The organism is Pseudomonas rossensis, from assembly GCF_039888995.1.
Classification (GTDB): domain Bacteria; phylum Pseudomonadota; class Gammaproteobacteria; order Pseudomonadales; family Pseudomonadaceae; genus Aquipseudomonas; species Aquipseudomonas rossensis.
This window is the reverse complement of record NZ_JBBWCB010000160.1, coordinates 1-11,116: the sequence shown is the minus strand read 5'-3', so window position 1 is coordinate 11,116 and position 11,116 is coordinate 1. Positions and strand designations below refer to the sequence as shown.

Sequence of the window (11,116 nt, the reverse complement as noted above, 5' to 3'; positions counted from 1 at the left end):
GGGGATGTACAAGGAATCGCCAGCCTTGAGCGTTACAGGAGGCTGACCTTCGAGTTGATATTCAAACGTGCCCTCAATCACGTAGGCCACTTCCACCCCGGGATGCGAATGCTTGGGGGACACCACACCCGGTTCGAAATCAACGCGAACCTGGATCACCTCACGCCCGGCGACGTCGAGATCCTGGCGCAGCAGATCGGTGCGGTGAAGACCCGCCTGCCAGCTTTTTACCGGTGGCGCCTCTTGTGCTTGAGAGAAGCCCGCGAAGGCGGTGAGTGCCGCGGTAACGGCGACGCCGAGCATGCCAGCGGAGATACGGTGGTTGAAACGGGACATGGCATTTCTCCAATCAGTGCGCGGGAATGCGCGCGGAGCTTGCCGCGGATGCGGTGGCTCTATTTGGAGGCCGCCGTGTATCGCGCAAGTGTCGAGATGCCTTGGATTTGTATGCGGAGTTAGCTGAAGGCGCACCGGATACGTTCCGATACAAACGTTTCCTGCGGACACGAAAAAGCCCGCACAAGGCGGGCTTTGTAAATCGAGTAGGTGGCCGGTGCTGGTCTCCGGCTTACAAGGTTTATCAGGACTCCCACAGAACAGTTTTGTGCTGTCCTGCTTCACACGGCATAAGGGCTGGATCTCAGCGCGGAGATCTTTCTAACCGTGTACCCTTCGGAACGCGCCCCACGTTTCCTCGCCATCCGCTTGCGCATCAGTCTGCGTCTTCACCTACAACTTCAAGAGTAGTACAAAGTCCAAAGCGCAAGGCAGGCTTTTTTAGAACGATTTTGACCTGTGGGAAGCGCGGCAGGATGGAAAGATGCTATCGCCAGTGCGGGCCTGAAGGGTCTTCCAGCGAGGCGCCCTTGGAACCTGCTTGTACGTCTCACCGGTGCAGATGATTCCGGCGTGCGACCATTCTGGAACCCCCCGCCAATCTTCCAGTTCCTTGATTCTCGCGTCTATCCGCTGAGAGGCCAATCTCCTCCCTCTTCTTCTTTTGCACCGACCTGCTCTTTCTTCATGGTGGTTATCGCCTTGTACATGTGGGTGCCAGAGCCAGGGCTTATAGCGTTCTTTGGCTGTTACCGACGTCTCTCGCCGTTTCGATACCCCAATCCAAGGCGGCCTCCATGTCCAGCAGATGCGGTTTTGGATCGTGATCCTCAAAAATGGCCGTGCCGTCCGGCCGGTAAACACCGATGAACATCCCCAGTGAGCCGTCCTTCAATATCTCGGCTTTGACCTCGATCTTGCATCCGTTGGACAGCGTTTCCTTGTGGTGCATATGGCGTTCAGTCATGGCTGCATTTCTCCCGTCGTTGAAGTCCGAGTAGCGCATTTACCCATTGGCCATGTTAGCTCAGTGCGGCCCACTAAAAGGCCTGCCAGGACAGCGGCGTAATGCCACCTATACTAGAAGCCACCGCCCCCACGGGGTCTGCACTCCCAACAATAAAAAGCAGAGGTGGAACATGGTCTGGCAGCAAATCTACGATCCGTTCGGCAACCCGATACTTTCAACCCTCATGGCAGCAGTGCCGGTCGTGGTGATGCTGGCAGCCCTGGCGTTTTTCCATATCAAGGCGCATCTGGCCGCATTGATGGCCCTGGCGTCTGCGCTGCTGATCGCGATCTTCGCCTTCGGCATGCCGGCGAACATGGCCGGCTCGGCCGCACTGTACGGCGCCGCCAACGGCTTGCTGCCCATTGGCTGGATTGTGCTTAACATCATCTTCCTGCATCGGCTGACCACCGAGAACGGCTCGTTCAAAGTACTGCAGGATTCCCTCGCGCGCATCACCGACGATCGACGCCTGCAATTGCTGCTGATTGCCTTCTGCTTCGGTGCTTTCTTCGAAGGGGCTGCCGGATTCGGCACACCGGTGGCGGTGACCGGGGCGATTCTGATCGGGTTGGGCTTCTCGCCTCTGGCCGCGTCTGGCCTGGCGTTGATCGCCAACACCGCGCCCGTGGCATTCGGTGCGCTGGGCACGCCGATCATTACCCTGGCCAAGGTGACCGGGCTGGAAGAAATGGAACTGTCGATGATGGTCGGCCGGCAATTACCGTTCTTCTCGGTGATCGTGCCGTTCTGGTTGATCTGGGCCTTCGCCGGCTGGCGCAAGATGCTGGAAATCTGGCCGGCGATTCTGGTGGCCGGGGTCAGTTTTGCCGTGCCGCAGTTCATCGTTTCCAACTATCACGGGCCAATGCTGGTGGACGTGATCGCCGCGCTGATTTCCATGGCCTGCCTGACCGGTTTCATCAAGGTCTGGAAACCGGCCACCATCCATACCTCCGCCGCGCTGTCAGGGCGGGTAGACAACTCAAAGATCGACGATGAGCACGACGTACAACCCACGGCGACCGCCACCTTCAACAGCGAAAACCGCTCGGCGGTGATGCGCGCCTGGATGCCTTGGATCATCCTCACGATCTTTGTGTTCGCCTGGGGCACCCAGAGCTTCAAAAACATGTTCGATACTCGCGCGGCGATCGATCCGGCGACCAGCTCGGCCAAACTCGACCCGCAAGGCAAACCGATGCGCGAAGCCAACCCGATTTTCGCCCCGACGCTGACCTTCACCACCATTCACCAGCAGATCGAGAAGGTTCCACCGGTGGTGCCTGCGCCGAAAACCGAAGAGGCGATCTACAAGTTCAACTGGTTCACCGCCACCGGTAGCGGCATCCTGTTGTCGGCGATCCTCGGCGGGTTGCTGATGGGTTACTCCATCCCGCAGTTGATCCACCATTACCTGCGAACGATCTGGTTGGTGCGTTACTCGTTGATTACTATCGTGGCGATGCTCGCCCTGGGCTTCCTCACCCGCTACTCGGGCCTGGACGCCACCATGGGCCTGGCCTTCGCCGCGACGGGCATCTTCTACCCCATGTTCGGCACCCTGCTCGGCTGGCTCGGCGTGGCGTTGACCGGCTCGGACACGGCGTCCAACGTGCTGTTCGGCGGCTTGCAACGGGTGACCGCCGAGCAGTTGGGGATCAGCCCGGTGCTGATGGCTGCCGCCAACAGTTCCGGCGGGGTCATGGGCAAGATGGTCGACGCGCAGTCGATCGTGGTGGCCTCCACCGCCACCCGCTGGTACGGGCATGAAGGGGAAATCCTGCGTTATGTGTTTTTCCACTCGATCATCCTGGCCATTCTGGTCGGTGGTTTGGTGACGTTGCAGGCGTATGTGGAGCCGTTCAGCAGTATGGTTGTGGGCGGGCATTGATTGACGCAAACCTGTCAGCCATGCCTGGGGTCATCGTTTGGGCATGGCGGCAGGACTCTCACTGACTCATGACTTCTTTAAGTGATCAGCAAGCTTTACGCCCCCCCCCAAGTCGCAGCGTTGCTCGAACCTTCGAACCGAAAACTGGTTCGACCAGCCAACAACACATAGACAGTAGAACGCCCCAGGCCAATGATGAAAGTCAATGGTAAACGGATACAGACCTCCTATAAAAACAACTGAGGGTCGCCAACCGACTATGAACATTCTCTACGATGAACGCGTCGACGGCGTCCTGCCTGACGTCGACAAAACCGCCCTGCTGCAAGCCCTGCACACGCAGTGGCCGGATCTGGAAGTCCTGCATCAACAGGAAGAGCTCAACCCGTACGAATGCGACGGACTTTCTGCTTACCGCACCACGCCCATGCTGGTGGTGCTGCCGCGCCACATCGACGAGGTGCAAGGCGTGCTTCGGCTCTGCCATGAGCGGCAGGTCGCGGTGGTCGCCCGCGGTGCCGGCACGGGTTTGTCTGGCGGTGCATTGCCGCTGGAAAAAGGCGTGCTGCTGGTGATGGCGCGTTTCAATTCTATTCTGCACATCGACCCCGCCGCCCGCACGGCTCGGGTCCAACCAGGGGTGCGCAATCTGGCGATTTCCCAGGCAGCCGCGCCGTTTGGTTTGTATTACGCGCCGGACCCTTCCTCGCAGATCGCTTGTTCAATCGGCGGTAATGTGGCGGAAAACGCCGGTGGCGTGCATTGCCTGAAGTACGGGCTGACCGTGCACAACCTGCTCAAGGTCGACATCCTCACCGTCGATGGCGAACACCTGAGCTTGGGTTCGCAGGCGCTCGATTCTCCGGGCTTCGATCTGCTGGCGTTGTTCACCGGTTCCGAAGGCATGCTCGGTGTCATCACCGAGGTCACGGTCAAACTGCTGCCCAAACCCCAGACCGCGAAAGTGCTGCTGGCAGCGTTCGATTCCGTCGAGAAGGCTGGCCGCGCGGTGGGTGACATTATTGCCGCCGGCATCATCCCCGGCGGTCTGGAGATGATGGACAACCTGGCCATTCGCGCCGCCGAAGACTTTATCCACGCCGGTTATCCGGTCGACGCCGAAGCCATTCTGCTGTGCGAACTCGATGGCGTTGAAGCCGACGTTCATGATGACTGCGACCGCGTGCGCCAGGTGCTGGAACAGGCCGGCGCCACCGAAGTGCGCCAGGCCCGCGATGAAGCCGAACGCGTGCGCTTCTGGGCCGGGCGCAAGAATGCCTTTCCGGCGGTGGGCCGTCTCTCACCGGATTATTACTGCATGGACGGGACGATCCCGCGCCGCGAGTTGCCCGGCGTGCTGCACGCGATTGCCGCGTTGTCGGCCGAGTTCGACCTGCGGGTGGCCAACGTTTTCCACGCCGGAGACGGCAACATGCACCCACTGATTCTGTTCGATGCCAACCAACCGGGTGAGCTCGATCGCGCCGAAGCCCTGGGCGGCAAGATCCTCGAATTGTGCGTGAAGGTCGGCGGCAGCATTACCGGTGAACACGGCGTGGGGCGGGAGAAAATCAATCAGATGTGTGCGCAGTTCAATAGCGATGAGCTGACCGTGTTCCATGCCGTCAAAGCTGCCTTCGATCCGAGCGGCTTACTCAACCCTGGCAAGAACATACCGACGCTGCACCGCTGCGCCGAGTTTGGCGCCATGCACGTTCATTTGGGTCAGATGCCCTTCCCTGAACTGGAGCGTTTCTGATGCGCAGCGAACACGATTTCGACGACAGCGCCTCGCTGCTGGAACAGGTCAACCAGGCGATGCAAAACGCCACGCCGTTGCGCATTCAAGGCTCCAACAGCAAGGCGTTTCTTGGGCGCATCGTGGCGGGCGAAGTGCTCGACACGCGCAGCCACCGAGGCATCGTCAGCTACGATCCGACCGAGCTGGTGATCACCGCCCGCTGCGGCACCCCGTTGGCAGAACTGGCTGAAGTGTTGGACGCGGCGCAGCAGATGTTGCCCTGCGAACCGCCCTCCTTCGGCGACGGCGCGACTGTCGGCGGCATGATCGCCAGTGGGCTGTCGGGACCACGGCGCCCCTGGTCCGGCTCCGTCAGGGACTTCGTCCTGGGCACCCGCGTCATCACCGGTCATGGCAAGCATTTACGCTTCGGTGGCGAAGTCATGAAAAACGTCGCCGGCTACGACCTGTCGCGCTTGATGGCTGGCAGCTATGGCTCGCTCGGCGTGGTCACCGAAGTCTCGCTCAAGGTCCTGCCCAAGCCGCGTCAAGCTTTAAGCATCAGTCTTGAAATGGACAGCGATCGCGCCTTGCCGCGCCTCGCCGAATGGGGCCAGCAGCCGCTGCCGATCAGCGCCGCGTGCCACGATGGGCAGCGCCTGCACCTGCGGCTTGAGGGGGGCGAAGGCTCGGTGGCGGCGGCTCATGACCGACTCGGCGGCGAGTTGCTGGACGCTTCATATTGGGATGATCTCAACGAACATCGATTGAGCTTCTTCGATGAGGACCAGGCACTTTGGCGCCTGTCCGTCCCTCACAACACGCCTCGGCTTTCCCTGCCCGGCCGTCAGCTGCTCGATTGGGGCGGTGCACAAACCTGGCTCAAATCCGACGCGGAGGCAACGTTCATTCGCTCGATCGTGGAAGAAGTCGGCGGGCATGTGACCTGCTACACCCGTGGCCTGATCGACAGTCCATTTCAACCACTGCCCGCAGCGCTGATGCGCTACCACCGCAGCCTGAAGCTACAACTCGATCCCCGGGGCATCTTCAACCCCGGGCGCCTGTACGCGGAGCTTTGACCCATGCAGACCACCTTGAGCGAACACGCCCGCCAACTGCCCCGCGCCGAAGAAGCCGAAAGCATCCTGCGCACCTGCGTGCACTGCGGTTTCTGCAATGCCACGTGCCCGACCTATCAATTGCTGGGCGATGAACTGGATGGACCGCGGGGCCGCATCTACCTGATCAAACAGGTGCTGGAGGGCAACGAAGTCACGCAAAAGACCCAACTACACCTGGATCGCTGCCTGTCGTGTCGTAACTGCGAAACCACCTGCCCTTCCGGCGTCGACTACCACAACTTGCTGGACATCGGCCGGGCGGTGGTCGATGCGGCGGTGCCGCGCCCGCTCGGTCAGCGCTTGTTGCGTGAAGGACTGCGCAGCGTCGTCCCCAATCCTGCGCTGTTCAAAGGGCTGGTCAGCAGCGGCCAGATGTTCCGGGCGTTGTTGCCCAACACCTTGCAGATAAAGCTGCCTCGCCACGTCTATCCGGCCAAGCCGCGCCCGATCACTCGCCACACCCGGCAGGTGCTGATGCTCGAAGGCTGCGTGCAACCGAGTCTGTCGCCCAATACCAACGCGGCCGCCGCCCGAGTCCTGGATCGACTGGGGATCAGCGTCACGCCGACCCGCGAGGCGGGCTGTTGCGGCGCCGTGGATTATCACCTCGACGCTCAGGCGGCCGGCCTGGACCGCGCCCGTCGCAACATTGACGCGTGGTGGCCGAGCATTGAAAACGGCGCCGAGGCCATCGTGCAAACCGCCAGCGGTTGCGGCGCCTTCATCAAAGACTATGGTCACCTGCTCCGCACCGACCCGGCCTATGCCGAGAAGGCGAAAAAGGTCAGTGCGCTGGCCAAGGATCTGGTCGAAGTGCTGCGCGACGAGCCGCTGGAAAAGCTCGGTATCCATAGTGCCCAGCGCCTGGCCTTTCATTGCCCCTGCACCTTGCAGCACGCGCAGAAACTGGGCGGTGCGGTTGAAGCGATTCTGACGAGTCTGGGCTTCAACCTCACGTATGTTGCCGACAGTCACCTGTGCTGCGGCTCGGCGGGCACCTATTCGCTGACCCAACCCGAACTGTCCCGGCAACTGCGCGACAACAAGCTCAATGCGCTGGAAAGCGGACATCCCGAAGTCATTGTCACGGCCAATATCGGCTGTCAGTCCCACCTCGACGGTGCGGGCCGAACCCCTGTCAGGCACTGGATCGAACTGGTTGAAGCCGCCTTGCCCTAACCGAGTACTGGAGAATCCCCATGAAAAGCAAAGCCGTACTGAGCCAGACAGAAGTCAGCCAAATCCTCGCGGCGGCACGCACCGAAGCGCAGAACAACCAATGGGCCGTGACCATCGTGATTGTCGATGACGGCGGCCATCCCCTGGCCCTCGAACGCCTCGACGGTTGCGCTCCGATTGGCGCCTACATCGCCACCGAAAAGGCCCGCACCTCAGCCCTGGGTCGGCGCGAATCCAAAGGTTATGAAGAGATGGTCAATGGCGGGCGCCACGCCTTTTTGTCCGCGCCATTGCTGACGTCCCTTGAGGGCGGCGTGCCGATCATCGTCGATGGCCAGGTGATCGGCGCGGTCGGGGTGTCCGGTGTCAAAGCCGAGCAGGACGCACAAGTGGCCAAGGCCGGGGCGCAATGCCTGAACTGAGCCGAACTGATTTGAGCTGAGCGCTGAAATGGTCGGGCCGTGTGATAAACGGCCCGACGTTCGTTTTCGATCACTGCCCTTCAGCAAGTTTCGCCTTCGGTATCCGCAGAGCGCGCCAGGCAATTAAAATCGCCATGAGTGCCAAGCCGAACGTCACCCACGAAACCAGATTAATTCCACCCTCGAATGCACTTCCCGCCTGCGTCATCAGCGCTTGTGCTTGATCTTGCGACAACTGCACCGCTACATGATTAGCACCCGATAGCGTCTCACTCGCCAGCATCGTCTGCACCTCGCTCAAAAAGCCCGGCAGCTGCAATGCACCGCGATAGTAGGCAGTAACGAGACCACCGAGCACCGTCGTCCCCAAAACTACACCCACTTCATAGGCTGTTTCACTAATGGCCGACGCCGCACCCGCCTTTTCCGGTGGTGCAGCCGACAAAATCACATCGTTGGAGACCGTCGCGATCGCGCCCACGCCGATGTTCAGCAAGGCAAAAGCCACCACCAGAACGGTCAGGCTGCTGCCGATGCTGGCGACCAGCAAAAACGCCGCCCCGGCAAACGCCATCAGAATCGGTACCAGCACATGCACCGGTACTCGCCGCGCTACAGGCACGACGGCCATTCCCACTACGATCGCCATGATCTGACCAGGTACTAACGCAAAGCTCGCATTCAACGGTGACATCTGAAGGACGATCTGTAAGAACTGAGTGGTGAAGAATACAAAGCCGACGAGGAACGCGAGGCTCATCAGATTGATGAGTACGGAGCCGCTAAAGGTGCCACTTCGGAACAGGCTCAGGTCCATCAGCGGCACAGGCAGACGTAACTGCCGATGCACAAACATCCACCCAGCAACCATGCCGATTACAAATGCTGTCAGCGCCATCCAGTCGAGTCCATTACTGGCGCTGTGTTTAATGCCATAAACGATGGCACTGAGGGCAACCATCGATTGCAGGATGCTTAGCGGATCCAGTGGCCCTGAACAGTCTTTCTCGGACTCGGGCAACAACACCGGTCCCAATACCAACAACGGCACCAATACGGGTATCGCCAATAGGAAAATCGCCCCCCAGCTGAAAAACTCCAGCAAAACCCCACCGACCAAAGGACCGAGTGCTGATCCTACCGTCAGCGTTGTTGCCCAGATCGCGACAGCGACTCTGCGCTCCTCTCGATCCAGAAACACCGAACGTATCAATGCCAACGTCGAGGGCATCAACATCGCACCGAAAACCCCCATGCAAGCTCGCCCGGCAATCAGTTGCATGGCCGTATGGGAATAGGCGGTCAGTACCGACACAACGACAAAACCCAAAGACCCGGCCAGTAACAACTTTCGATGACCGATTCGATCGCCCAGACTGCCCATCGACACCAGCAATCCCGCCAATACCAGCGAATAGGCATCGATCATCCATAACTGCTGACTAGCGCTCGGACTCAGGGCCTCGGCAATCTTTGGTAACGCGAATCCAAGCACCGTATTGTCTACGGTCACCAGTAGTACTGGCAGCATCAGCACGCTTAGGGCTGACCGACGTTTTGATTTTGCTCTGTGTTGCGCTGTCTCGCTTATTAACGCCATTGCTCCAAGCTCCTTATTACCTCAAAAAAATCACAGGACATTTTTCAATGCTTCCGTGAAACGAACCCTGCGCACCTCCATGGCGAGGGTTTAAGAAAGCAACTTTCAACGTAAGAAAAAATTACTTTTCTCGCGGGAAAGCTGAACACTTCTATAATTTCGTTACATCACAACTCAATCGGCTATTTGTTTCATATTGTTTGATGGCACTGATGGGCTGAACGCCCTTTTCCGTCTGCCCCCAAAAGCAAGCGCCCTAAACAATCTCTGGCGTTTGCTTGAGTCACCCTCTCCGCGTTTTCACCCAGTCTTCGAGGCCTCTTTTGTTTGTGAGCGGCTACGCTCGTTAGGTATCGCTCACCCTGTCCAACCGACAGAGCAATCGACCCGCCCAAGAGGAAGCGCACAGATGACCCGTCTCACTGCGAAAGACTTTGCTCCGGAACTGCTCGAACTGTACGACTACTACGCCCACGGCAAGATCAACCGGCGAGAGTTTCTGGATCGAGCGGCGTTGTTCACCTTGGGCGGCTTGACGGCCAGCGCGCTCCTCGCGACCCTGAGTCCGAATTATGCACTCGCCGAGCAGGTTGAATTTACCGACCCGGACATCGTTGCCGAATACATCACCTATCCCTCCCCCAAGGGCAACGGGCAAGTCCGTGGCTATCTGGTGCGCCCGGCGAAAGCCACCGGCAAGGTGCCGGCGGTGGTGGTTGTGCATGAGAACCGCGGGCTCAACCCGTACATTGAAGATGTCGCGCGGCGTGTGGCCAAGGCAGGGTTCATCGCCCTCGCCCCTGATGGCCTGACGTCGCTGGGCGGTTATCCCGGCAACGACGACAAAGGCCGGGAGCTGCAGGCGACCGTCGACCCTGAAATGCTCATGAACGATTTTTTCGCCGCCATCGAATGGCTGATGAAGCATGACGCGACCACCGGAAAAGTCGGCATCACCGGGTTTTGTTACGGCGGCGGTGTGACCAATGCCGCGGCCGTCGCCTATCCGGAGCTGGGGGCTGCCGTGTCCTTTTATGGCCGCCAGCCAGAAGCCAAGGATGTCGCCCGAATCAAGGCGCCGGTGATGCTGCACTACGGCGAACTGGATACGCGCATCAACGAAGGCTGGCCCGCCTATGAGAAGGCACTGAAAGCTGCGGGCAAGACGTATGAAGCCTACATTTACCCCGGCGCCAACCATGGTTTCCATAACGACTCCACGCCTCGATACGATGACGCCGCGGCCAGGCTGGCCTGGGACCGGACGCTCGGATGGTTTCGGCGGTATCTGGCTTAGTGGTGAAGCTGAAGTCTGCTTTGACACTGTTGCCAGATTCCGCATGAATGGAGGGCTTCGAAAAGCTGACAAGCCAGGTGCTCAAACGCGGCTCAACAGACCTCGTTCACGTCTCAATCACATCATCCGCCCAACTGATAGCCGCGACGACGGTGGGGAAACCGATCGTGCTGGTCAGTGAGATCAGTGTGTGACGGATCTGCTCTGGCGTAGCGCCCGCCTCCAGTGCCCGTCGGGTATGACTGTGCACCGCGCCCTCAGAACGGATGGCCGCCGCGGCACCGAGCTGGATCAGCTGAACAACGATCTCTTCCAGTGGGCCGGTATGACGCACCGCCGTACCCAAGGCCTCCACTGCGGCCAGGTAATCCGGGTACTGCTGTTCGAGACGTCGGTACGTGTTGTGCTCTTTCTTCTTTGCCATGTTTGTTTCCTCGCGTTGTAGGGCGATCAGTTCTCGCCTTTGCGCCCGAGTCATCAGGCTGCGATTTCCGAAACTTGCACACTGCAGCAG

Annotated in this window: 10 protein-coding genes; 6 read left to right on the top strand and 4 right to left on the bottom strand. The window is 59.8% G+C overall.

Annotated features, from left to right (window positions below):
• Positions 1 to 336: cupin domain-containing protein (locus WLY71_RS26720; RefSeq protein ID WP_347805942.1), on the bottom strand; the 336-nt coding region annotated here is incomplete at its 3' end.
• Positions 337 to 1,066: 730 nt separating this feature from the next.
• Entirely contained in the window at positions 1,067 to 1,303 is a 237-nt protein-coding gene (locus WLY71_RS26710; RefSeq protein WP_347805941.1) for a hypothetical protein, read from the bottom strand.
• A 172-nt stretch (positions 1,304 to 1,475) separates the two neighbouring features.
• On the opposite strand from WLY71_RS26710, the gene WLY71_RS26705 reads away from it, so the two are divergent.
• From WLY71_RS26705 to WLY71_RS26685, 5 genes are all read left to right on the top strand, one after another.
• On the top strand, positions 1,476 to 3,239 hold the full coding sequence (locus WLY71_RS26705) for an L-lactate permease (protein ID WP_347805940.1): 1,764 nt from the start codon (positions 1,476 to 1,478) through the stop codon (positions 3,237 to 3,239).
• A gap of 259 nt (positions 3,240 to 3,498) precedes the next feature.
• Positions 3,499 to 4,998: a glycolate oxidase subunit GlcD gene (gene glcD, locus WLY71_RS26700; RefSeq protein WP_347805939.1), complete on the top strand. Its 1,500-nt coding sequence runs from the start codon at positions 3,499 to 3,501 to the stop codon at positions 4,996 to 4,998.
• Positions 4,998 to 6,062, top strand: a complete 1,065-nt coding sequence (gene glcE, locus WLY71_RS26695; protein ID WP_347805938.1) for a glycolate oxidase subunit GlcE — start codon at positions 4,998 to 5,000, stop codon at positions 6,060 to 6,062. The genes glcD and glcE overlap by 1 nt, the downstream gene beginning before the upstream one ends.
• A gap of 3 nt (positions 6,063 to 6,065) precedes the next feature.
• The gene (glcF, locus tag WLY71_RS26690) at positions 6,066 to 7,283 is read left to right on the top strand and encodes a glycolate oxidase subunit GlcF (protein WP_347805937.1); all 1,218 of its coding nucleotides are present in this window, start codon (positions 6,066 to 6,068) and stop codon (positions 7,281 to 7,283) included.
• 20 nt (positions 7,284 to 7,303) lie between these two features.
• On the top strand, positions 7,304 to 7,705 hold the full coding sequence (locus WLY71_RS26685; RefSeq protein WP_008157093.1) for a heme-binding protein: 402 nt from the start codon (positions 7,304 to 7,306) through the stop codon (positions 7,703 to 7,705).
• A 70-nt stretch (positions 7,706 to 7,775) separates the two neighbouring features.
• Here the strand turns inward: WLY71_RS26685 and WLY71_RS26680 are convergent, their stop codons facing one another.
• Complete coding sequence (locus tag WLY71_RS26680; RefSeq protein WP_347805936.1) at positions 7,776 to 9,305, bottom strand: MFS transporter; 1,530 nt, start codon at positions 9,303 to 9,305, stop codon at positions 7,776 to 7,778.
• A gap of 409 nt (positions 9,306 to 9,714) precedes the next feature.
• Between WLY71_RS26680 and yghX the strand changes: the two genes are divergently transcribed.
• A complete protein-coding gene (gene yghX / locus WLY71_RS26675) occupies positions 9,715 to 10,602 on the top strand; it encodes a YghX family hydrolase (protein ID WP_347805935.1) in 888 nt (295 codons plus the stop codon).
• A 106-nt stretch (positions 10,603 to 10,708) separates the two neighbouring features.
• Here the strand turns inward: yghX and WLY71_RS26670 are convergent, their stop codons facing one another.
• Complete coding sequence (locus WLY71_RS26670; RefSeq protein WP_347805934.1) at positions 10,709 to 11,026, bottom strand: carboxymuconolactone decarboxylase family protein; 318 nt, start codon at positions 11,024 to 11,026, stop codon at positions 10,709 to 10,711.
• Positions 11,027 to 11,116 lie beyond the last annotated feature (90 nt).

Bases quoted from the DNA above. Each gene is read 5' to 3' on its own strand.
- WLY71_RS26710 (WP_347805941.1), bottom strand. From the start codon at position 1,303: ATGACTGAACGCCATATGCACCACAAGGAAACGCTGTCCAACGGATGC.
- WLY71_RS26705 (WP_347805940.1), top strand. From the start codon at position 1,476: ATGGTCTGGCAGCAAATCTACGATCCGTTCGGCAACCCGATACTTTCA.
- glcD (WP_347805939.1), top strand. From the start codon at position 3,499: ATGAACATTCTCTACGATGAACGCGTCGACGGCGTCCTGCCTGACGTC.
- glcE (WP_347805938.1), top strand. From the start codon at position 4,998: ATGCGCAGCGAACACGATTTCGACGACAGCGCCTCGCTGCTGGAACAG.
- glcF (WP_347805937.1), top strand. From the start codon at position 6,066: ATGCAGACCACCTTGAGCGAACACGCCCGCCAACTGCCCCGCGCCGAA.
- WLY71_RS26685 (WP_008157093.1), top strand. From the start codon at position 7,304: ATGAAAAGCAAAGCCGTACTGAGCCAGACAGAAGTCAGCCAAATCCTC.
- WLY71_RS26680 (WP_347805936.1), bottom strand. From the start codon at position 9,305: ATGGCGTTAATAAGCGAGACAGCGCAACACAGAGCAAAATCAAAACGT.
- yghX (WP_347805935.1), top strand. From the start codon at position 9,715: ATGACCCGTCTCACTGCGAAAGACTTTGCTCCGGAACTGCTCGAACTG.
- WLY71_RS26670 (WP_347805934.1), bottom strand. From the start codon at position 11,026: ATGGCAAAGAAGAAAGAGCACAACACGTACCGACGTCTCGAACAGCAG.